20 protein-coding genes, 2 tRNA genes and 3 rRNA genes are annotated in these 21,226 nt (G+C 41.2%); 18 read left to right on the forward strand and 7 right to left on the reverse strand.

Annotation, left to right across the window (positions count from 1 at the left end):
- The first annotated feature begins 110 nt into the window (after positions 1–110).
- The 5 genes from ABC361_RS00780 to ABC361_RS00800 all read left to right on the forward strand — a co-directional run bounded on the left by ABC361_RS00780 (position 111) and on the right by ABC361_RS00800 (position 5,573).
- Positions 111–542 (forward strand): DUF2521 family protein, encoded by a 432-nt coding sequence (locus tag ABC361_RS00780; protein ID WP_413072231.1) that lies wholly within the window; start codon positions 111–113, stop codon positions 540–542.
- A 56-nt stretch (positions 543–598) separates the two neighbouring features.
- Complete coding sequence (cwlD, locus tag ABC361_RS00785; protein ID WP_413072232.1) at positions 599–1,327, forward strand: N-acetylmuramoyl-L-alanine amidase CwlD; 729 nt, start codon at positions 599–601, stop codon at positions 1,325–1,327.
- Positions 1,328–1,393: 66 nt separating this feature from the next.
- Positions 1,394–2,233, forward strand: coding sequence for a glucose PTS transporter transcription antiterminator GlcT (glcT, locus tag ABC361_RS00790; RefSeq protein ID WP_413072233.1), 840 nt, complete (start codon positions 1,394–1,396; stop codon positions 2,231–2,233).
- Positions 2,234–2,368: 135 nt separating this feature from the next.
- Positions 2,369–4,417, forward strand: a complete 2,049-nt coding sequence (gene ptsG, locus ABC361_RS00795; RefSeq protein ID WP_413072234.1) for a glucose-specific PTS transporter subunit IIBC — start codon at positions 2,369–2,371, stop codon at positions 4,415–4,417.
- Between the two features lie 100 nt (positions 4,418–4,517).
- Entirely contained in the window at positions 4,518–5,573 is a 1,056-nt protein-coding gene (locus ABC361_RS00800; RefSeq protein WP_413075693.1) for an Mrp/NBP35 family ATP-binding protein, read from the forward strand.
- Between the two features lie 36 nt (positions 5,574–5,609).
- Here ABC361_RS00800 and gerD read toward each other — a convergent pair whose 3' ends face one another.
- Positions 5,610–6,197, reverse strand: coding sequence for a spore germination lipoprotein GerD (gerD, locus tag ABC361_RS00805; protein WP_099305897.1), 588 nt, complete (start codon positions 6,195–6,197; stop codon positions 5,610–5,612).
- A 133-nt stretch (positions 6,198–6,330) separates the two neighbouring features.
- On the opposite strand from gerD, the gene ABC361_RS00810 reads away from it, so the two are divergent.
- Positions 6,331–6,915 carry a KinB-signaling pathway activation protein gene (locus ABC361_RS00810; protein ID WP_099305896.1) on the forward strand — a complete coding sequence of 195 codons (585 nt, stop codon included), beginning with the start codon at positions 6,331–6,333 and terminating at the stop codon, positions 6,913–6,915.
- A gap of 23 nt (positions 6,916–6,938) precedes the next feature.
- Here the strand turns inward: ABC361_RS00810 and pdaB are convergent, their stop codons facing one another.
- Positions 6,939–7,700 carry a polysaccharide deacetylase family sporulation protein PdaB gene (gene pdaB, locus ABC361_RS00815; protein ID WP_413072235.1) on the reverse strand — a complete coding sequence of 254 codons (762 nt, stop codon included), beginning with the start codon at positions 7,698–7,700 and terminating at the stop codon, positions 6,939–6,941.
- A 125-nt stretch (positions 7,701–7,825) separates the two neighbouring features.
- On the opposite strand from pdaB, the gene ABC361_RS00820 reads away from it, so the two are divergent.
- From ABC361_RS00820 to ABC361_RS00855, 8 genes are all read left to right on the forward strand, one after another.
- Positions 7,826–8,065 (forward strand): hypothetical protein, encoded by a 240-nt coding sequence (locus ABC361_RS00820; RefSeq protein WP_413072236.1) that lies wholly within the window; start codon positions 7,826–7,828, stop codon positions 8,063–8,065.
- Between the two features lie 254 nt (positions 8,066–8,319).
- A 16S ribosomal RNA gene (locus ABC361_RS00825) occupies positions 8,320–9,867 on the forward strand.
- A gap of 281 nt (positions 9,868–10,148) precedes the next feature.
- A 23S ribosomal RNA gene (locus ABC361_RS00830) occupies positions 10,149–13,084 on the forward strand.
- 210 nt (positions 13,085–13,294) lie between these two features.
- Positions 13,295–13,410, forward strand: a 5S ribosomal RNA gene (gene rrf, locus ABC361_RS00835).
- The 16S, 23S and 5S rRNA genes sit together here with 2 tRNA genes alongside, the layout of an rRNA operon.
- A gap of 19 nt (positions 13,411–13,429) precedes the next feature.
- Positions 13,430–13,504 (forward strand) — tRNA-Asn (locus ABC361_RS00840).
- Positions 13,505–13,513: 9 nt separating this feature from the next.
- Positions 13,514–13,586, forward strand: a tRNA-Thr gene (locus ABC361_RS00845).
- Between the two features lie 262 nt (positions 13,587–13,848).
- The gene (locus tag ABC361_RS00850) at positions 13,849–14,775 is read left to right on the forward strand and encodes a serine/threonine protein kinase (protein ID WP_413072237.1); all 927 of its coding nucleotides are present in this window, start codon (positions 13,849–13,851) and stop codon (positions 14,773–14,775) included.
- Entirely contained in the window at positions 14,775–15,983 is a 1,209-nt protein-coding gene (locus tag ABC361_RS00855) for a hypothetical protein (protein ID WP_413072238.1), read from the forward strand. The genes ABC361_RS00850 and ABC361_RS00855 overlap by 1 nt, the downstream gene beginning before the upstream one ends.
- Here ABC361_RS00855 and ABC361_RS00860 read toward each other — a convergent pair.
- From ABC361_RS00860 to ABC361_RS00880, 5 genes are all read right to left on the reverse strand, one after another.
- Positions 15,969–16,667: a hypothetical protein gene (locus ABC361_RS00860; protein WP_413072239.1), complete on the reverse strand. Its 699-nt coding sequence runs from the start codon at positions 16,665–16,667 to the stop codon at positions 15,969–15,971. The genes ABC361_RS00855 and ABC361_RS00860 overlap by 15 nt on opposite strands.
- A 197-nt stretch (positions 16,668–16,864) precedes the next feature.
- A complete protein-coding gene (locus ABC361_RS00865) occupies positions 16,865–17,980 on the reverse strand; it encodes a tyrosine-type recombinase/integrase (RefSeq protein ID WP_413072240.1) in 1,116 nt (371 codons plus the stop codon).
- A gap of 24 nt (positions 17,981–18,004) precedes the next feature.
- Positions 18,005–18,349 (reverse strand): hypothetical protein, encoded by a 345-nt coding sequence (locus ABC361_RS00870; protein ID WP_055736553.1) that lies wholly within the window; start codon positions 18,347–18,349, stop codon positions 18,005–18,007.
- The gene (locus ABC361_RS00875; protein ID WP_413072241.1) at positions 18,346–19,113 is read right to left on the reverse strand and encodes an ImmA/IrrE family metallo-endopeptidase; all 768 of its coding nucleotides are present in this window, start codon (positions 19,111–19,113) and stop codon (positions 18,346–18,348) included. Before ABC361_RS00875 ends, ABC361_RS00870 begins: the two co-directional genes overlap by 4 nt.
- Entirely contained in the window at positions 19,049–19,405 is a 357-nt protein-coding gene (locus tag ABC361_RS00880) for a helix-turn-helix domain-containing protein (RefSeq protein WP_413072242.1), read from the reverse strand. Before ABC361_RS00880 ends, ABC361_RS00875 begins: the two co-directional genes overlap by 65 nt.
- A gap of 157 nt (positions 19,406–19,562) precedes the next feature.
- Between ABC361_RS00880 and ABC361_RS00885 the strand changes: the two genes are divergently transcribed.
- The 4 genes from ABC361_RS00885 (at position 19,563) to ABC361_RS00900 (ending at position 21,175) form a co-directional block, all read left to right on the forward strand.
- Positions 19,563–19,796 carry a helix-turn-helix transcriptional regulator gene (locus ABC361_RS00885; RefSeq protein ID WP_413072243.1) on the forward strand — a complete coding sequence of 78 codons (234 nt, stop codon included), beginning with the start codon at positions 19,563–19,565 and terminating at the stop codon, positions 19,794–19,796.
- 17 nt (positions 19,797–19,813) lie between these two features.
- A complete protein-coding gene (locus ABC361_RS00890; RefSeq protein ID WP_413072244.1) occupies positions 19,814–20,098 on the forward strand; it encodes a helix-turn-helix domain-containing protein in 285 nt (94 codons plus the stop codon).
- A gap of 13 nt (positions 20,099–20,111) precedes the next feature.
- Complete coding sequence (locus tag ABC361_RS00895; protein ID WP_413072245.1) at positions 20,112–20,354, forward strand: hypothetical protein; 243 nt, start codon at positions 20,112–20,114, stop codon at positions 20,352–20,354.
- A 419-nt stretch (positions 20,355–20,773) separates the two neighbouring features.
- Positions 20,774–21,175: a DUF961 family protein gene (locus ABC361_RS00900; RefSeq protein WP_413072246.1), complete on the forward strand. Its 402-nt coding sequence runs from the start codon at positions 20,774–20,776 to the stop codon at positions 21,173–21,175.
- Positions 21,176–21,226 lie beyond the last annotated feature (51 nt).

The raw sequence follows: 21,226 nt of genomic DNA on the forward strand, positions 1-21,226 counted from the left end.
GTGATTTTAAAGAGCAGAAATCATTGACAATTGATACAGGAATTACTGATGGATCTGACGTATTTGTGTAAACTCCCCGCTCATACTAGTTAAAAAAGGGGAAATGTAAGATGAATCAAGTTGTTTCAATTTCAGATAAACGCCGGGAGAAAAAATGGGATTTTGAACGAAAAATGCTTCGGAAAATCGACATTCGAAAGATGGAAACCAATATTCAAGACTGGATAAAGCCAATTATGCCTTTTCATTTACAGGCGTATCCTTTTTTAATTGATCAATGTATGGATGTCGTCATTGATGCCTTCTTGCTTGGGACGGAATTTGGTAAATTTGGGGTTCGAGGCGAGTCAGTAAATCATTCAAAGGGACGTTGCCATGAACCTTTAGGACAGCTATCCCACGATTTAGCAACCACGTTGTCGACATGGGGGAACAAAGGTGTAGAGGAATCCATGGTGATGGCGACGGACATGCTTGTTGGCTCTTGGTGGGAAAAGGGATTTGACGAATCCTTTAAAGCCCATAAAATGCGTTTAGTTTAATAATCATATCTTCTTCTTGTCCACGTATATATAAAGTGAGACAAGGGGGAGAGGAAATGAAACGATATCGATCCATTTTAATTACAACAGGATTATTAATGGCCATTATCCTTTTATGGGTACGATTTGATGCAAATACAGAAGATTCTACAACCTGGCATTTACCGTTGTCAGGAAAAGTCATCATTCTTGACCCCGGTCATGGCGGCATGGATGGGGGCGCAAGTTCAAAAACAGGTTTATTAGAAAAACAAGTAACCCTTGATGTGTCACTAAAATTAAGGGATTACTTGCAAGAAGCCGGTGCGCTTGTCTTAATGACCCGCGAAGAAGATCGGGATCTCGCGAGTGAGGAGACAAAGAAAATCAAACATCGCAAATCAGAAGACTTGAGAAAGCGGGTTGAAATGGTCAATGAAAGTGATGCTGATTTTTTTGTCTCTGTACATATGAACGCCATTCCCTCACCGAAATGGCGCGGGGCACAAACCTTTTATCATTTAAAAGATAAACAAAATGAGGATTTGGCTGTTTTTATACAAGAAGAGATTAAACGGAATTTGGAGAATACCAATCGCTATGCTAAGCCGATTCACCATGTCTATTTACTAAAACAAGCAGAGATTCCAGGGGCATTAGTGGAAGCTGGCTTTTTATCCAATCCAGAAGAGGCGGCTTTGTTAGAAGGAGATGACTATCAAGAGAAGATGGCAGCATCAATTTATGAAGGAATTTTGCGCTTTGTCTCAGGTGAAGTTGCGCCTGATGCAAACCCTTATGAATAAGCGCAAAAGCTTTAATTGACGGCTCCGACCTCCTCAAGTAGGATAGAGGTGGAGTGATGATAACGAATGGAATCTTATCAAGTAAAAAAGGTGTTAAATAACAATGTTCTTATCGCGGTAATTGATCAAGAAGAAGTCGTCTTAATTGGTAAAGGCATAGGGTTTAATCGAAAAAAAGATAGCGAAGTAACAAGTGCAGAGGCTGAAAAAGTGTTTGTGTTAACAAATGCAAAAGAACAAACAAGCTATCTCAAATTGCTTCCTAACGTAGAAAAACCTTTACTTGATGTAACCATAGAAGCAATTGAACTGATCTCAAAGCGGATTGGTGTACCATTAAATGAACATATTCATGTTGGCTTAATGGATCATCTATCGTTTGCGCAAACGAGAACGGCTGCTGGAATGCACATTAGTAATCCATTTTTGACGGAGACCAAGTTGCTTTATCCAAATGAATTTGCCATTTCATTAGAAGTGCTCACGCTTATTCAAGAACGTCTTAATTTGACTATGCCTCGTGAGGAAGCAGGCTTTATCGCTTTGCACATTCATAGTGCCGCAAAAAACAAAGACCTTGGTACGGTAAATGCACACTCGCAGCTTGTTGCGAAATTGCTCGCGATTATTGAGGAGCAGTTAGAGATTACGTTAGATAAAGAAAGTATTGACTATATGCGTCTCGTTCGACATTTGCGTTTTACAATTGAACGAGTTGAAAACAATGAAGAGGTGGAAGAAGCAAAAGCGATTGATAGCCTCTTGAAACAAGAATATCCGCTGTGCTATAATTTATCCTGGAAGCTCATCAAAATTATGCAGCATTCCTTAGGGAAGCCTGTTTTTGATGCGGAAGCGGTTTATCTAACCATGCATTTACAACGAGTTCAGAATAAATATAAATAGTCGTGTGACTGATTCGATCAGGCATGAGGTAATGTGAACTGTCCTTAGGGGTAGTCTATTTTCCTCATGCCTTTTTTGTTTGCACGAAATAAACCGTTTTCTTTTTGCTTCACATACTTAGAAAGTTGGGGAGACATGTTTAAAAAACTTTTTGGCAACCTGCAAAAAATCGGTAAAGCCTTAATGCTACCAGTAGCCATGTTGCCAGTAGCTGGTTTATTACTCGGTATCGGTGTAGCGTTACAAATGGAAGATGCCATATCTTACTTGCCTTTCTTGGATGCAGGATGGATTCAGCATACTGCAGGGGTAATGGAAGCGGCAGGTGGAATCATCTTTGACAACCTCGCCTTAATCTTTGCTGTAGGTGTCGCAATCGGCTTAGCGGGAGATGGTGCAGCGGCTCTTGCAGCGCTCGTTGGGTACCTTGTTATGAATACGGTAATGGGTGAGTGGCTCGGCGTTACCTCAGAAATGGTAGCGGAAGATCCTGGACTCGCTCATGTACTCGGTATACCGACACTGCAAACCGGTGTCTTTGGTGGTATTTTAGTCGGGATTCTTGCTGCCTTTTGTTACAACCGTTTTCATAATATCGAAATGCCTGCATTCCTTGGTTTCTTTGCAGGGAAGCGCTTTGTACCGATTGTGACAGGAGCGCTTACGTTTGTCGTAGCGTTACTCCTCTTAATTATTTGGCCGCCTATTCAAACAGGACTGAACGAAGTATCGATCTTTTTATTAGATACAGGTCAATATTTTGCCGTGTTTTTCTTTGGATTTATTAAACGATTACTCATTCCATTTGGCCTTCATCACATTTTCCATGCGCCATTCTGGTTTGAATTCGGTCAATATACGAATGCAGCAGGAGAAATTGTTCGAGGCGATCAGCTCATTTTCTTTGCGCAGCTTCGTGATGGCGTAGAAATAACAGCGGGGAACTTCATGGCTGGGGAATTTCCAATTATGATGTTCGGTCTACCTGCAGCGGCGTTAGCCATGTACCATGTGGCAAAACCTGAGAAGAAAAAAGTTGTTGCCGGGCTAATGATTTCAGCTGCATTGACATCATTTTTAACTGGAATTACCGAGCCGCTTGAATTTATGTTCTTATTTGTAGCACCAGTGCTATTTGTCATTCATGCGTTTCTTGACGGTATTTCATTTGTGTTAATGACATACTTTAGTGTCAACGTCGGGTATACGTTTTCCGGTGGAGCGATTGATTTCTTCTTATTCGGGATCTTACCTAACCAAGATGGTTGGTGGATCACGATTATTCTAGGTCTATTCTTTGCCGTTATTTACTACACCATTTTCCGCTTTGCGATTGTGAAATTTAATTTAAAAACACCTGGTCGTGAAGTAGAAGAGGACGATCGTGATCATGAAAAAGGCCAAGATAAAGGTGCTCTAGCAAATAATATTTTAACGGCGATGGGCGGAAAAGAAAATATTGCCCATTTAGACGCATGTATTACGCGACTGCGCGTGTCTGTTAATGACATTAAAGCTGTCGATAAGAAAGAACTGAAACATTTAGGTGCTGCAGGCGTTCTTGAAGTGGGGAACAACATTCAAGCAATTTATGGTCCACGTTCTGAGACGATAAAAGGGCAAATGCAAGACATCCTTGCAGGGAAAACGCCTCGTCCTGTTGAGACGAAGCAAGAAGACGAAGTGAAAAAGGAAATCGAAAACATTCAACCAGAAGTACTTCAGCAAGAAACGGATACGAAGCTCGTGTCTCCAATGACTGGAACCCTGCATCCGATTTCTGACGTGCCGGACCAAGTGTTTGCTGAGAGAATGATGGGCGATGGGTTTGCGATCGACCCAACCGATGGAACCGTTGTTTCACCAGTAGAAGGGAAAATTACAACTGTCTTCCCAACGAAGCATGCAATTGGGCTAACGTCTGCATCAGGGAGAGAAATCCTCATCCACATCGGCATTGATACGGTTAAATTAGGCGGAGAAGGCTTTACCGTTTATGTGGAAGAAGGGCAGCATGTTCAAGTTGGAGATAAGCTTGTGGAGTTTGATCTTGAGTATATTCAACAACAAGCAACATCAGCGATCACACCAGTTGTGTTTACAAATTTAGCTGATGGCGAGTCGGTTAAAACAGCTAGTAAGAGCGTAAAAGCTGGAGACGAGAACATTATCGAAATGAATTGATCAACGAAGGACTAGAGTGCGATGCGCTCTAGTTCTTTCTTTAAATTATGTATGCTATACTAAAGATAATTACGTGTTTGTTTCAAAGGATGGTGCATAAATCATGACAGATCAAGAAATAATGGAAGCGCTAAAACGGGTTAAAGACCGCGATTTAGATAAAAGTATTGTCGATACAGGTGGCGTCCGTGAAATAAAAAACAAAAACGGCAACCTAAGCTTAAAAATTGCCCTTGCGCGAACGGGCACATCGGAACAAATGCAAGTACAGCAAGAAATTGTGAACGTGTTAAAAAGTGAAGGAGCAAGCTCGGTTGGGCTTCGCTTTGATACATTAACAGATGAAGAAATTGATTCATTAGGCGGTTCAAAAGAAGAGCCGTTTAAAGGGCCAGCGTTATTAGCGCCAGACAGCAAGACAACATTCATCACCGTTGCAAGTGGAAAAGGCGGCGTTGGTAAATCAACGGTTACAGTAAATACAGCTGTCTCTCTAGCTAGGCTAGGGAAGAAAGTCGGCATTATTGATGCGGACATTTACGGCTTCAGTGTACCGGACATGATGGGGATTGAAGAGCGTCCTAAAGTAATAGACAAGCGTATTTACCCAGTAGAACGATTTGGCGTAAAAGTGATTTCAATGGGCTTCTTTGTAGAAGACAATGCGCCAGTCATATGGAGAGGTCCGATGCTAGGGAAAATGATTAATCAGTTTTTCTCTGAGTGTGAGTGGGGCGAATTAGACTACCTCATTTTAGACTTACCTCCAGGTACAGGTGATGTAGCCCTTGATTTACACTCCATGTTACCAGATTCTAAAGAATTACTTGTCACAACACCACATGCGACAGCCGCATTTGTTGCTGCCCGTGCAGGTGCGATGGCGATTAAAACAAACCATGAAATGCTCGGTATAGTCGAAAACATGGCTTACTTTGAAAGCAAGAAAACAGGCGAGAAAGAGTATGTGTTTGGACAAGGCGGGGGTCCGCGGTTAGCAGAAGAGTTAAAAACGGATCTTCTCGCTCAAATTCCACTTGGACAACCTGTTGTGACGGAAGAAGACTTTGCGCCTTCTATTTATGGAGAAGAGCATCCAATCGGGGAGATCTACAAAGAATTAGCCGAAGCGATTGCGTTCAAAGTAGAAAGATAAGAAAAAAAGGACTGACCCAGATCTGGGTTCAGTCCTTTATTCATCTTCCCCTTCGTTGTCTTCACTATTGCTTTGGTCTTCAATTGCTTTACTCATCAATCCTGACATCTTTGCAGCAAAATAAGGACTTTCTAACGCTTCACTCATAATCCCCATTACTTGTTCGCGGTACTCTTTGGATTTCATTAGCTCCATTGCTTGCTCACCCATTTGAGGGTCTTTTAAAATATCCATCATCATTTGCTGGTAGGAAGGGTCCTTCATGAGCGATTTTAGGATTTTCTCATTTTCCCCTTGCATACTTTCTGCAAAAGACTTTGCAAACTCAGGGTCTTTCATGACCTCTTGCCAGTACGCTTTGCCTTCGTCGGAAGTCAACGTATCTTGAATGGTTTGTTTAACAAACGCGCTATCCATAACAATTTCTTCGCGCATGTCTTCTTCTGCAATTAAATCATGCAATGCTTTTTTACCTTCATCGGTTTTAAGCAAGTCAATGACCATTTTCTTTGTACCTTCATAGTCGGTATTTTGTTGCGCTTCTGTTTGTGCGCAGCCAGTTAAAACAACGAACAATAAAGAACATACAATGATAGCGAGATAGGAATGTTTTTTTATCGGCATCCTTAGAATCCTTTCTGTCTTAGATGTGTCCTTAGTGTTTGTTTTCGTTGATAAAATATGCATAAACAAGCTGGTGTTTCTGAACTAAGGTTGCTACAATTAAAAATGGATTCTAAAACTGGGGGATTTGCTTGTGAACAGCAGAAAAGTTGTTTTTATATTTTGGTCCACATTGCTTTTAGGAAGTCTAAGTGGTGGGCTTGTCGGTGTTTTGATGAACCTAGATCAATATGTAGGCGATGGAATGGAGAACTTTCTGATTGGAATTGTGTGGATGCTCGGTATTAGTGCCGCATTTACACTCGTATCTCAAATGGGATTTTTCGCTTATTTGTTTATTCATCGATTTGGTCTCGGATTATCACGGTCACATAAATTATGGAACCGCATCCAGTGGGTGCTAATTGTATTTGTCTTTTTTGACCTTGTTTATTTTCGATATATTGCTTTTGGAGAAAATGATTCATTTTGGGGTTATTTAATCATTCCAACAGTATTATTCATTTATGCGCTAATAATTGCAACCATTAAAGCAAAACAAACGAACAAAGGCGCATTTGTTCCTGCCCTATTCTTTATGTTTGTTATTACAACCGTTGAATGGGTACCTGCGCTTGTAGCAAATGACTCGAATTGGCTCGTTTTGTATTTAACACCTTTATTAGTAGGAAATACATATCAACTTCTTTTATTACATCGACTTCATAACAAAACCTGACCGTATAACGATCAGGTTTTTTCTTATTCAACTTCTTCATTTGCTGCATCAGTATGCGACATCAATTCCTCAATTGTCGCAAAATCGTAGCCATCTTGCTTCAAGCCTTTTAAAATTTTTGGTAAAGCCGTAGCGGTTTGCTTAACAGAATCAGATGCATGAAAGAGTAAGACGTCTCCAGCCCCAGTTTGCTCTAAACTATTTTTAACAATGGTTTCGGTTCCAGGATTCTCATAATCATAAGAGTTAATACTCCAATGAATAATATCCATACTTTGCTGATCCGCCAGTTCAAGGGTTTTTGGCGAAAATGCCCCATTTGGAGGTCTTAGTAAAGTAGGTGTTTCACCTGTTAACTCCTCTAAAACTTGCTTGCTCCGGCGCATATCTTGAACAACTTGTGCTTCATCAAGAGACGTATAATTCTTGTATTGGTATCCGTGACTTCCAATGGTGTAACCAGCATCAGCAATTTCTTCTACAAGGTCCGGGTATGTTTCAGCCCATGAAGCTAAAAGAAAAAATGTGGCATGTTCCACATCATGCTGCTGCAACACCTCAACAATAGGAGATACATTGTGCTCGCCCCAACTAATATTAAAGGTCAGGGCAACCTTTTGTTCGCTATCCTCCGCTTTATAAAAAGCCTGTGGGCCATCTGGTGTAGAAAAGACTGGCACATAATCCCGCTGTATAACGAGCCAACTTGCAACAAATAAAGCTGCAACGCAAATAAACAAAACTGGTTTCCACTTTGATAAATTAATGACCCATATCCCTTTCACAGCATTCGCTCCTTTAAACTCGTCCTCTTATAGAAAAGATATGATTGTCCGAAAAAAATATGAATAAAACCTATGCAGTTTGAAAAGACTGTTTTATTAGGCACGAGCATATTAGGAGGAACAACATGCGAGGGATACTCATTTCAGATAAAGAGACGAAAGAGCTTGAATACATATTAAAGAGAGAATTAGAAGAACTATTGCTTGATTTAACGGATGAGCGAATCGATCAAGTCGTAAAAAATCTCATGATAGAAAAATACGAAATCGTCTTTAACCTATATAAACGTGTATCTTTACCATCTGATCACAAAGAGTATGCATTTCAGCTGAATCAAGTAATGAAAAAAAATAAACAAATATAGTTGATTTTGTAGATTAATGATGATATATTAATAAAACCGCGTTGAGGGAAGCCAATTTCTTCTAAAAAACTTTTTTTAAAAAAGATTTGACATTTTAATCGCGGTCATGTAAAGTATTAAGAGTCGCTAAGAGAGATAGCGCAAACGAGTTCTTTGAAAACTGAACAAAAGCCAAGCGTAAAAGAGATACAAGGTATCTCGTCAATGAAGTTAGACACAGCTTTAAATTGTGCAAATGAGCAAGTCAAACACTTTTAACGGAGAGTTTGATCCTGGCTCAGGACGAACGCTGGCGGCGTGCCTAATACATGCAAGTCGAGCGGACAGAAGGGAGCTTGCTCCCGGAAGTTAGCGGCGGACGGGTGAGTAACACGTAGGTAACCTGCCCCTTAGACTGGGATAACTCCGGGAAACCGGAGCTAATACGGGATAATAAAGAGAATCGCCTGATTTTCTTTTGAAAGACGGTTTCGGCTGTCACTAAGGGATGGACCTGCGGCGCATTAGCTAGTTGGTAAGGTAACGGCTTACCAAGGCGACGATGCGTAGCCGACCTGAGAGGGTGATCGGCCACACTGGGACTGAGACACGGCCCAGACTCCTACGGGAGGCAGCAGTAGGGAATCTTCCGCAATGGACGAAAGTCTGACGGAGCAACGCCGCGTGAGTGAGGAAGGCCTTCGGGTCGTAAAGCTCTGTTGTGAGGGAAGAACAAGTGCCGGCGTAACTACCGGCACCTTGACGGTACCTCACCAGAAAGCCACGGCTAACTACGTGCCAGCAGCCGCGGTAATACGTAGGTGGCAAGCGTTGTCCGGAATTATTGGGCGTAAAGCGCGCGCAGGCGGCTTCTTAAGTCTGATGTGAAATCTCGGGGCTCAACCCCGAGCGGCCATTGGAAACTGGGGAGCTTGAGTGCAGAAGAGGAGAGTGGAATTCCACGTGTAGCGGTGAAATGCGTAGATATGTGGAGGAACACCAGTGGCGAAGGCGACTCTCTGGTCTGTAACTGACGCTGAGGCGCGAAAGCGTGGGGAGCAAACAGGATTAGATACCCTGGTAGTCCACGCCGTAAACGATGAGTGCTAGGTGTTAGGGGTTTCGATGCCCGTAGTGCCGAAGTAAACACATTAAGCACTCCGCCTGGGGAGTACGGCCGCAAGGCTGAAACTCAAAGGAATTGACGGGGACCCGCACAAGCAGTGGAGCATGTGGTTTAATTCGAAGCAACGCGAAGAACCTTACCAGGTCTTGACATCCTTTGACCACTCTGGAGACAGAGCTTCCCCTTCGGGGGCAAAGTGACAGGTGGTGCATGGTTGTCGTCAGCTCGTGTCGTGAGATGTTGGGTTAAGTCCCGCAACGAGCGCAACCCTTGATCTTAGTTGCCAGCATTTAGTTGGGCACTCTAAGGTGACTGCCGGTGACAAACCGGAGGAAGGTGGGGACGACGTCAAATCATCATGCCCCTTATGACCTGGGCTACACACGTGCTACAATGGATGGTACAAAGGGCAGCGAAGCCGTGAGGTGGAGCCAATCCCATAAAGCCATTCTCAGTTCGGATTGCAGGCTGCAACTCGCCTGCATGAAGCCGGAATTGCTAGTAATCGCGGATCAGCATGCCGCGGTGAATACGTTCCCGGGTCTTGTACACACCGCCCGTCACACCACGAGAGTTTGTAACACCCGAAGTCGGTGAGGTAACCTTTTGGAGCCAGCCGCCTAAGGTGGGACAAATGATTGGGGTGAAGTCGTAACAAGGTAGCCGTATCGGAAGGTGCGGCTGGATCACCTCCTTTCTATGGAGTATTTACTCTAGTCGATATATGACCGTTGGTCATATAACGCTTCGGATCTTTTGTTCAGTTTTGAATGAACTCAAATTCATTCATCTATAGCCTAATAGGGTATGGAACCAAGCTAGATGCCTGGTACTCACATCCTGTAGGCAGGTTCTTTGAAAACTAAATCTAAAATCAACTCAAATTAAGTTTTGTTCATCGGTTTTAAACTGTTTGAACGAGACGTCAAGAATTCATAAACCTTTTAGGTTAACCAATTACTTTTTAAAAGTAATCATGGATAAGTTAGAAAGGGCGCACGGTGAATGCCTTGGCACTAGGAGCCGATGAAGGACGCGACGAACAGCGATATGCTTCGGGGAGCTGTAAGTAAGCTTTGATCCGGAGATTTCCGAATGGGGGAACCCACCATCCGTAATGGGATGGTACTCCTACCTGAACACATAGGGTAGGTAGAGGCAGACCCGGGGAACTGAAACATCTAAGTACCCGGAGGAAGAGAAAGCAAATGCGATTTCCTGAGTAGCGGCGAGCGAAACGGAATCAGCCCAAACCAAGAGGCTTGCCTCTTGGGGTTGTAGGACACTCTATACGGAGTTACAAAGAAACGGAGTAGGTGAACTGTCTGGAAAGATAGGCCGAAGAAGGTAACAGCCCTGTAGCTGAAACTTCGTTTCCTCCAGAGTGGATCCTGAGTACGGCGGGACACGTGAAACCCCGTCGGAATCCGGGAGGACCATCTCCCAAGGCTAAATACTCCCTAGTGACCGATAGTGAACCAGTACCGTGAGGGAAAGGTGAAAAGCACCCCGGAAGGGGAGTGAAAGAGATCCTGAAACCGTGTGCCTACAACTAGTCAGAGCCCGTTAATGGGTGATGGCGTGCCTTTTGTAGAATGAACCGGCGAGTTACGATAACGTGCAAGGTTAAGCTGATGAGGCGGAGCCGCAGCGAAAGCGAGTCTGAATAGGGCGAGTGAGTACGTTGTCGTAGACCCGAAACCGGGTGATCTACCCATGTCCAGGGTGAAGGTCGGGTAACACCGACTGGAGGCCCGAACCCACGCATGTTGAAAAATGCGGGGATGAGGTGTGGGTAGGGGTGAAATGCCAATCGAACTCGGAAATAGCTGGTTCTCCCCGAAATAGCTTTAGGGCTAGCCTCGAGTGATGAGTTTTGGAGGTAGAGCACTGATTGGACGAGGGGTCCCCACAGGATTACCGAATTCAGTCAAACTCCGAATGCCAAAAACTTTAACTCGGGAGTCAGACTGCGAGTGCTAAGATCCGTAGTCAAGAGGGAAACAGCCCAGACCATCAGCTAAGGTCCCCAAGTATACGTTAAGTGGAAAAGGATGTGGAGTTGCTTAGACAACCAGGATGTTGGCTTAGAAGCAGCCATCATTGAAAGAGTGCGTAATAGCTCACTGGTCGAGTGACTCTGCGCCGAAAATGTACCGGGGCTAAACGTATCACCGAAGCTATGGCAATCCCAATAGGGATTGGGTAGGGGAGCGTTCCAAGGACTGTGAAGCTAGATCGTGAGGACTAGTGGAGTGCTTGGAAGTGAGAATGCCGGTATGAGTAGCGAAAAGAGGGGTGAGAATCCCCTCCGTCGAAAGCCCAAGGTTTCCTGAGGAAGGCTCGTCCGCTCAGGGTTAGTCGGGACCTAAGCCGAGGCTGAAAAGCGTAGGCGATGGACAACAGGTTGATATTCCTGTACCACCTCGTATTTGTTTGAACGATGGGGGGACGCAGAAAGGTAGGGTGAGCGCGCCGCTGGCTGTGCGCGTCGAAGCATGCAAGGCTGGAGCATAGGCAAATCCGTGTTCCGTGAAGGCTGAGCTGTGACCGTGAAGGACCCAAGGGTCCGAAATCCCTGATCCTCCGCTGCCGAGAAAAGCCTCTAGTTAGAATACAGGTGCCCGTACCGCAAACCGACACAGGTAGGCGAGAAGAGAATTCTAAGACGCTCGGGAGAACTCTCGTTAAGGAACTCGGCAAAATGACCCCGTAACTTCGGGAGAAGGGGTGCTCTATTAAGGTGAATAGCCTGAGAGAGCCGCAGTGAATAGATCCAAGCGACTGTTTAGCAAAAACACAGGTCTCTGCCAAGCCGCAAGGCGAAGTATAGGGGCTGACACCTGCCCGGTGCTGGAAGGTTAAGAGGAGGGGTTATCCCGAAAGGGAGAAGCTCTGAATTGAAGCCCCAGTAAACGGCGGCCGTAACTATAACGGTCCTAAGGTAGCGAAATTCCTTGTCGGGTAAGTTCCGACCCGCACGAATGGTGCAACGACTTGGATACTGTCTCAACGAGAGACCCGGTGAAATTATAGTACCTGTGAAGATGCAGGTTACCCGCGACAGGACGGAAAGACCCCATGGAGCTTTACTGTAGCTTGATAGTGAGTGTTGGTACCATTTGTACAGGATAGGTAGGAGCCTAGGAAACCGGAGCGCTAGCTTCGGTGGAGGCGTCGGTGGGATACTACCCTGATGGTGCTGACATTCTAACCTCGACCCGTGATCCGGGTCAGGGACATTGTCAGGTGGGCAGTTTGACTGGGGCGGTCGCCTCCTAAACAGTAACGGAGGCGCCCAAAGGTTCCCTCAGAATGGTTGGAAATCATTCGTAGAGTGCAAAGGCATAAGGGAGCTTGACTGCGAGACCTACAAGTCGAGCAGGGACGAAAGTCGGGCTTAGTGATCCGGCGGTGCCGTATGGAAGGGCCGTCGCTCAACGGATAAAAGCTACCCTGGGGATAACAGGCTTATCTCCCCCAAGAGTCCACATCGACGGGGAGGTTTGGCACCTCGATGTCGGCTCGTCGCATCCTGGGGCTGAAGTAGGTCCCAAGGGTTGGGCTGTTCGCCCATTAAAGCGGCACGCGAGCTGGGTTCAGAACGTCGTGAGACAGTTCGGTCCCTATCCGTCGCGGGCGTAGGAAATTTGAGAGGAGCTGTCCTTAGTACGAGAGGACCGGGATGGACATACCGCTGGTGTACCAGTTGTTCCGCCAGGAGCATCGCTGGGTAGCTACGTATGGACGGGATAAGTGCTGAAAGCATCTAAGCATGAAGCCCCCCTCAAGATGAGATTTCCCATGGCGTAAGCCAGTAAGACCCCTTAGAGATGATGAGGTTGATAGGTCAGAAGTGGAAGTGTGGCGACACATGGAGCGGACTGATACTAATCGGTCGAGGGCTTATCCTAATTTTTTTCTTGACTTGAGTTTGATTTCTAGATTTAGTTTTGAAAGAATCAACGATTCTTTTATCCATAAGGGTTCAATCCCTATGACAACGAGAAACAAGAAGATCGAGGATGGAAACTATTCGATAGATGGAGCGTACGTCGGTACGTGACAGAAGGAGAAATAGGAACCAGACGAAGAGATTCGCCGTTGATCGGACGTCAACATAGTCTGGTGGCAATAGCAAAGAGGTCACACCCGTTCCCATGCCGAACACGGTCGTTAAGCTCTTTTGCGCCGATGGTAGTTGGGGGCTTCCCCCTGTGAGAGTAGGACGTTGCCAGGCTTACATATTTTTTTGTCGTTCCACAGTAGCTCAGTGGTAGAGCTATCGGCTGTTAACCGATCGGTCGCAGGTTCGAATCCTGCCTGTGGAGCCATTTTTTTATGCTTCCATAGCTCAGCCGGTAGAGCACCACCATGGTAAGGTGGGGGTCAGCGGTTCAAGTCCGCTTGGAAGCTTTCATATAAGTACTGGTACGTTAAGGTTTCTCCGATGATGGAGAGGCTTATTTTTTTGCGTAAAAAGAGGTTTGCAAACAAATTGCAAACCTTTAGTCCATGAAAGTAAAACTTAATTAAAATTGTTCCCGCCTTTTTGTTTAAAAAAGGAACGAATAACCATTTTTAAATGAGAAAAATAACGGGTATTATGATATTCTTACAATAAGACTTTATTTTAAATTTATTGAAAAGTCCAACGAAATTATTTGGAGGGAATTTGATGAGAGCGCCAGAATTAACAGTTGATGATATTTATGAAATATTAGGAACTAACAAAAGTATTATTTCAGAACTAGAATATGAAGATCGAGGAGGGCAAAAAACCGTTTATACTTGCAAGATTGACGATGAAAAGTATGCTTTAAAGTTTTGTGATGTGACAGAGGTCGAATCAAAAGAAAGCTTTTATGAACCAGAACAATTAGAATCAGATCAATCTGATAATGAAGTTTTATCTAGAGCAAAAAGAGAAATTGATATTATGCAAAGAGTAGATTCACCTACATTAGTTAAAATTGGACCAATCGGACTTAACTTAGCTGAAGTACGTGACAGGAAAATACTCTATTTCTCTGAGGAATATATAAATGGAGCAGATTTGCATAAGGTGTTAACACAAGGAAGAATGAGCTTTAATCAAATTATAGACTTAGCAATTGATATCACGATCGCAATTCAAAAGTTATGGGATATAAAGATGGTGCATAGGGATATAAAACCAAAAAATATCATGAGAAAAGATGATGGGAGTTATGTTTTGCTTGATACTGGAATTGCTTTTGATGTACAAGGGGAGACACTAACGGCAGCTTTTCATTTAGTAGGTTCTCAAATATATATGTCACCGGAGCAATTAAGTGGTTACAGGAGAGAGTTAGATTTTAGGTCAGACTTATTTTTATTAGGGATTGTATTATATGAGGCATTAACTGGTAGGCATCCGTTTTTTGAGCGCGGATTAAATACTTACCAAATTGTTGCTAATATTTCATCAAGCAAGTTAGTTATCCCTTCAGAAATAATTACAGATACTCCTCAAAAATTAGAAAGAGTTATCTTAAGACTTCTAGCAAAAGAACCTCACTTAAGATATAAGACATGCGATCAATTATTAAAACAACTGTATATTTTGAAGGAGGTCTTGTAATGAATTTATATGCACAACAAGGTTATGGAAAAGGTGATAAGCTTCACAAAGGAATAGCTGGCAACTTTTTAGATGGTGTTTTACTCTCGCCTAGAGATGAAAAAACCGTAAGGATGAAGGAGTTTATACAAGATATCCAAACTAACTTTCCTGATACTCAATTACTATTTGATCCACAGTTTTACTACTCTCTTTATATCGATGCAACAAGCAAAAATTTAAACGAATGTGATTATTATCCTGGGAACATAAAGTTGTCATCATTAAGATCTCTTCGTAAATTGCATGAAATTGCGTTGAAAAGTTTAGAGTATCAAGAGCAGTTAGGATTAAATAGTTTAGTTTCACCTAATATTTTGGTTCCTAATTTTAGTGATAGACAAGCACAAATAGCTTTAAGTTTATCTGAAGAAGCAGCACAAATTGCTAATGATAAAGGAAAAGAATTATATGTTTCCCTTATATTCAGTGAAAATGCATTGAATGAATCAAGGAATGTAAACGATTTTTTAAATGAACTGACCACTTTAGACGTAAAAGGTTACTACATTACTATAGATCGTAAAACAACTAATTACGATCAGGGTTTTGAATCAGAAACGGCTTTAGTAAATTTGTTGACATTGATTTACTCCTTGTCAGAGATAAATGAATACGAGGTCATAATGGGGTATTCTGATATTATTGGATTATTGTATTCTGCTGTAGGAGCATCTGGTTTCGGCACCGGCTGGTTTAACAGTTCAAGGAAATTTACTGTTCAGCAAAGGATATTACCTAGTTCAGGAGGGAGACTCCCACGTGAAAGGTATACATCAACTCCCTTGTTGAACACCTTGTTAGTTTCGGAATTAGACTCAATTCAAACTCAATTCACAAGAAATGGATATAACTTAGATGATATTTTGAGCACATCTAGTTATGAGCACATAATTAAAGCAGGACAAAGTCCCTCGGATACTTGGTCTCGAGGCATAAGTCATCTGCAACACTGGTCATCATTAAAAAATGCCACCGAAACCATTTTTAATGATCCAGATGATATTTCAGCTCGCTTAGATGACTTAGAAGACCACATAACTACTGCCGCCGCTAAATATAAGTTGTTGTCTAATTTACCTATTCAACTAGAGAAGACTTCTCAAGGACTACACTTGAATACATGGTTGAATGCGTTAAAAAGTTTCCGTGATTTACACCGTGTTTAGAAAATTTTTTAGAGCTTTACCTACTCCAACCAAGTAGAATGCCTTTCTTCTTGGTTGGTTTTTGCTTGCCTTTATATAGACAGTCTTTTTTCCGTTATTATCTAGGCCAATAAGGCCCACACCGTTTTCTTTAAAGAAAATGCTATTGTTAATCGCTGGATTTATATACTTGTCTGGCATGATCACCCAAGCGTAATGACTGAAACCAAAGTATTGTGTAGCTTGATAAAAAGCTCTTCGCCAATTATGAAGTTTTGCTTCATAAGCGTTAAACTGAACATCAGGCAAGATAAATGTGCTAGATAGTATATATTTATTGGTGGCAGTTGCTTCAATAATATTTGCTTTCTTCAAAGTTCTAATTGATCTATTAATTGTAGTGTGTGTTAAAGCAAGTCTCTTTATAAGATAATTGGTCGATCTAGGAGCTTTATAGTGAAGTAAGGAAATTATTTGAGCATTGGTTAAGTTTGATAAAAGTTCAGCTTGTTCAATATTGACACTATATTCCCCGCTAATTTTAGCAGATACCAAATCAGCTCGACCTTGCCAACAGTCCATTTCTCTCAGAACAATAGTTCTTTTAGAAGAGCTAATTAAATTTTCTTCGTAGTATGAAACCAAACTATTTTCAATAGTGTCAAGGGTATCAAGGTGGTTTTTATTAGTTTCAGCTGTAATCATATATACCCTCCTCAATGTGTTATCTTATCATATAAACAGGTCGATGAAGTAATAATTATTATTAATTCCATATCAATGATTTAAATCCTTTTATTGCTATTATATTTATGATGTGAATTTTTTTAAAAAAAGAGCATAGAAACATTCAGGTGAATTATTTTATGCTCTAGGATGATAAAATAAACATAAGGGTCTCTTTATAATTCTTTTTTATATAAATTCTTACTAAACATCGCAATCGCTTCCCTTTGAATAGATGGCAACAAATGATTGTAAGTATCTAATGTTGTCGTTATACTCGAATGTCCTAATCTTTCCGCTACTACCTTTACTGGAATACCTTGCAATAACATCAACGTAGCATGAGTATGTCGCAAGTCATGAAAACGTATAGAGGGTACATTAGCATCCTCTTTAAGCTGATACCATTTTCGGTTTAGATTTCGAGGAGTTACATGTGTACCTAAACTAGTACATACAACCAAATCATTATCCTTATATGTTCTTCCAGCCCGTTCTCTCTCATACTCTACTCGTTCTTTTCGCTTCTGCAATTCAGTAATGGTTACTTCGTCTAAATCAATCGTGCGATTAAAACTAGCTTTTGTTTTTCCATCTGAAGCTCCATAAGGTGTATGAGTGACAACAGTGCGCAATAAATTATTCTCAAAGTCCACGTCTTTCCAGCGAAGACCCAGCACCTCACTACGCCGCATCCCTGTCATGGCTGCCAAATGAAAAGCAATATAAAGAGGATCTAGCTTACTGGATTCGAGAAACTGTAGCAGTTGCTTTTCATCCCATACATGAATTTCTTTGCGTTCAATTCGTGCAGTTTTTAAACCAGCTGCTACGTTCTTCCCAACAATCCCATCTTCTACAGCCTCTGACAAAGCTGAACTAATAACGGTATGAACTTTTTTTATAGTAGCAGGGGCTAATCCAAGATCATTTTCTAAATAAGAAAAGAATGTTTTTAGGTGGAGTCTATTAAGCTTTTCTAGCTTGTAATTTCCAAGCTTAGGTATGATATGGATACGAAGATGGGTTTTATACACTTGGAAGGTAGAAGCCTTCAATCTACTTCGTTTGTTTAAAATCCACTTATCTAAATAAGCAGCAAAAGACTCTTTGGAAGGTTCAATAAAATTTCCGGTGTTAATCTCATTAAGGATACGAGGCATGTCTTTTTGTGCTGCTTTCTTTGTATCATAGCCTGAAAACCACTTTTGACGTCTTTCGTTGTTATGATCTCTTTCCAAATCCACAATGATTACATATTTATTTCCTCGTTTACGTATATGTCCTTTCATTTTAAGCCTCCGTTATCTGTTATTTTACAGAGTAAATTGCAGCATATCTTCTAAATCTGCAACTTGAATGACGAAATTATCAACCTCTGTTCGATCAACGCCGTGTAAATTCAAGCGATGTTCAACGTTAGTTAAGTTAATTCCAAACACATTCTCAGAGGTTGTTAAGAGTAAATCATCGATTAGAATAGTTACATTCATGGCGTCTTGATCAAACTCTTCTGCTGGATGCATATCAAAAGGAGCTTGTACAGCTATTGTAAGTGTTTTATGATCCCAGTCGATTATTTGATTACGTACATTTAAAACAATCCATATAGGCGCTTTAGTGCCCTCGTGATAGTCATAATATACTTTGTAAGAAATCATTGTCCAGTCATCTCCTTTTTCTGTTTTTGAAGAAGTGCTTTTTCTACTAGAGACTGTGCGTGAATCGGAATATCTTTTTTGGGAACAGATTTATAAGAATTAGGTGTCGGCTGTTCTCTTATAACATCATTAAATCTTTGTAATGACTCAGCACTACGTATTCTTGCTTCAATTTGTTGTAATCGACATTCAGCTAATTCCTTAGAGACATGAAATTCACTAGCTAAAGTAGACGATAGGTGGTCGCAGTAATTACAGCATTTCTCGACCATAAAGAATGGCATTGAAGCATATAGCTGAAATTGGTCTGCTTGTACTTCCTGCATCATGGTGAATTCTTTACTATACATATTTTCTTGAGAGCCACAGTGACGAAGAGGGTGACAAAGCTCATGAAAGAAAATTTCTCTTTTTTCAATAGCTGAATGATCTTTATGTAAAAAAATAATGGCAACGTTATGTTCATCATCCCATATAGCTCTGTCAGGTCCCGGACTTTCCTTAATACAAATATTAAGGGTGTCGGCTATCTTATTAATATTAAGATCCTCTGGAGAAAGAATATGATGTTCTTTATAAAATAGTTCTAACCATTGTTCTATAGGAGTTCTTGAATATAAGCGTAGCAAAGAATCACCTCTATAAGAATATATGTTCGGTATTGTGGTAAATAAAAACGTCCAGCAAAAATGTTGGACGTTATTTTTTGTTTTCTCTATTAATCTTATTCTGCCGTATTCTTCTAAATACTTCAAGTTGTTCATTTAAAAATTCTACTTCTTCATTATCAAGGTCTTTGTAATTATAGAATGCAGAGTTTGTATCTGTGTTAGAGGATGTGTTGCTATTTTTATCATTCGTTTCTCCTGTAAGGTAGCTCATGGAGACGTTGTATTTTTTTGCTAACAATTTAAGTCTTTGAACAGATGGTTCATTTCTACCTTGTTCATAAAAACCATATGCACTTTCAGTAATATCGAGAAACTTGGCAACTTCTTGTTGGGTAAAATTGTTCTCTTTTCTTAGTTCGCGCAAACGATCCTTAAGTTCTGCCATATCAAGATCCTTTCAGTACTCTATATTTATTAATTGTACAACTTTTAGTTGGGTAAATAAAGTTTTCAATAAAAAACCCATCAAAAAATCTGGTAAAAGTGTTGACACCCAATTAAATGTTGGGTAAGATAACACTACAAAACGTTGGGTGGTGAAAATGATTCGAAAAAGAGATGAACTTATTCTTTTACGTAATAACAAAAATTGGTCTCAAAGGGATGTGATTGAGCTTTTAAATATTAGATACAGTGTTAGTATCAGTGAAAGTTATTATGGAATGATTGAACAGGGTTCGAGATTTCCGAGCTTGAACGTGGCAATAGCAATAGCTAAGTTGTTTAAGGTTAGTCCAGAGTCATTATTTAAAAAGAGAACTGAAATGAAAATCTAAGTAAGGAGTGACTAAGAATGTCCTTTGAAGAGACTATAAGGCAAATTGTTCGAGAAGAAAACGAAGAATTCCTGCAAAAGGTTAAAGACGCATTAAATTATTCTCAGTCTGATTCAATGCCAGATGTTTTAACAGTGAAAGAAGCAGCTGAATATTTACGAATGGGTAAATCTAAAATGTACGAATTATCTCAGCATTATGATTTTCCATCCTGGCGAGAAGGGCGCAGAGTTCTTATATCTAAAAAAGGCTTAGATCAATACCAACGTGAGAAGCTTAGTGAAAAAGAAGTGGTCATGTAATGGGGAATCAATCATGACTTTTCAAGTAATGAGCGATTTGATGAAAGAAGCTGTACCACTAGCTAAGAAGATGGAAGGCGATTGGCAAGCAAGAATGAAACTGGCAATGAGGTCTGTGAAAATCACCTACTTTATGAGCCAACCGATTTCAAAAGGAATTATTAATGAATTGCTTAAACACGGAGTATCATATCGTCGCATTTCGCGAAATTATAAGGTTGGACGAAGTGATATTACTGAAATAGAGAAGAAATAAATAGTGTGAGTATAGACCACTATTAACGTTCATATAAGCGAATGAAAAGAGTGAGTACATTGATAACTACATATAGAAAGAAAGCGCACCTGATAGAAGTCAGATACGCCGATAAAACCTAGGAAATTTTATTGTAGCGTACTTTCTTCCTATTGTCACTAGCGTGAGTATTAAGTGGACACAGCCAACACTTGTTTAAATGCTGTAGCAGGTAAGAAGATACGTGCGCCATAGCTGTATACAGCTTGATGGTTATACAATAACCTACTAACGTTGCCAAGACAGACAAAAAGTTCTGGAGCGACTGACAAGCGCCATGATGGATACAGAACCTGAGCGGTTTCTATAAATTGTTACGATGAAAATTGATGAGAAGTCTTTGGAAAATAAAACTACTAAAACGAAAAGAGGAATTTATAATGAATTTAAAAAATGGAATTAAGCCAGAACCACAAGAGACATTTGGAAACATGATTTTTATGGGATTAAACAGAGAGAAAATGTACTTTGACCGTGAAAAGGGAGAGCGTACAGATAAGTTGGAAGCACGTATTTATAACGTAGCATCAAGTGTTCAGCAAGGACAAATAGAAGTAACATTGCCTGATTATGTCGATTTAAAAGAAATTGATTTCAATAAACCAGTTGAGCTAGTGAATCCAAGAATTACAGCAAGAGCCCAAGCGAATGGGAACTTTGCCAATATCATTTATACGTTACTTGCAGAAGATATTGTGGAAACTGGACATAAATCTAACTCTAACTTTGAACCGAAAGCCAAGGATAAGGAACTTGTAACAGCTGGGTCAGATAAAAAATAAGAATTCTAATGCGTGCTAGTTCAAGACTGGTGCGCTCTAGTTTTTCTTTAA

The organism is Shouchella phoenicis, from assembly GCF_047238345.1.
Classification (GTDB): Bacteria; Bacillota; Bacilli; order Bacillales; family Bacillaceae_D; genus Shouchella.

Excerpts from the sequence above, each read along its gene's own strand:
- ABC361_RS00780 (WP_413072231.1), top strand. The coding sequence starts at position 111 with ATGAATCAAGTTGTTTCAATTTCAGATAAACGCCGGGAGAAAAAATGG.
- cwlD (WP_413072232.1), top strand. The coding sequence starts at position 599 with ATGAAACGATATCGATCCATTTTAATTACAACAGGATTATTAATGGCC.
- glcT (WP_413072233.1), top strand. The coding sequence starts at position 1,394 with ATGGAATCTTATCAAGTAAAAAAGGTGTTAAATAACAATGTTCTTATC.
- ptsG (WP_413072234.1), top strand. The coding sequence starts at position 2,369 with ATGTTTAAAAAACTTTTTGGCAACCTGCAAAAAATCGGTAAAGCCTTA.
- gerD (WP_099305897.1), bottom strand. The coding sequence starts at position 6,197 with ATGCCGATAAAAAAACATTCCTATCTCGCTATCATTGTATGTTCTTTA.
- ABC361_RS00820 (WP_413072236.1), top strand. The coding sequence starts at position 7,826 with ATGCGAGGGATACTCATTTCAGATAAAGAGACGAAAGAGCTTGAATAC.
- ABC361_RS00850 (WP_413072237.1), top strand. The coding sequence starts at position 13,849 with ATGAGAGCGCCAGAATTAACAGTTGATGATATTTATGAAATATTAGGA.
- ABC361_RS00855 (WP_413072238.1), top strand. The coding sequence starts at position 14,775 with ATGAATTTATATGCACAACAAGGTTATGGAAAAGGTGATAAGCTTCAC.
- ABC361_RS00860 (WP_413072239.1), bottom strand. The coding sequence starts at position 16,667 with ATGATTACAGCTGAAACTAATAAAAACCACCTTGATACCCTTGACACT.
- ABC361_RS00865 (WP_413072240.1), bottom strand. The coding sequence starts at position 17,980 with ATGAAAGGACATATACGTAAACGAGGAAATAAATATGTAATCATTGTG.
- ABC361_RS00870 (WP_055736553.1), bottom strand. The coding sequence starts at position 18,349 with ATGATTTCTTACAAAGTATATTATGACTATCACGAGGGCACTAAAGCG.
- ABC361_RS00875 (WP_413072241.1), bottom strand. The coding sequence starts at position 19,113 with ATGAACAACTTGAAGTATTTAGAAGAATACGGCAGAATAAGATTAATA.
- ABC361_RS00880 (WP_413072242.1), bottom strand. The coding sequence starts at position 19,405 with ATGGCAGAACTTAAGGATCGTTTGCGCGAACTAAGAAAAGAGAACAAT.
- ABC361_RS00885 (WP_413072243.1), top strand. The coding sequence starts at position 19,563 with ATGATTCGAAAAAGAGATGAACTTATTCTTTTACGTAATAACAAAAAT.
- ABC361_RS00890 (WP_413072244.1), top strand. The coding sequence starts at position 19,814 with ATGTCCTTTGAAGAGACTATAAGGCAAATTGTTCGAGAAGAAAACGAA.
- ABC361_RS00895 (WP_413072245.1), top strand. The coding sequence starts at position 20,112 with ATGACTTTTCAAGTAATGAGCGATTTGATGAAAGAAGCTGTACCACTA.
- ABC361_RS00900 (WP_413072246.1), top strand. The coding sequence starts at position 20,774 with ATGAATTTAAAAAATGGAATTAAGCCAGAACCACAAGAGACATTTGGA.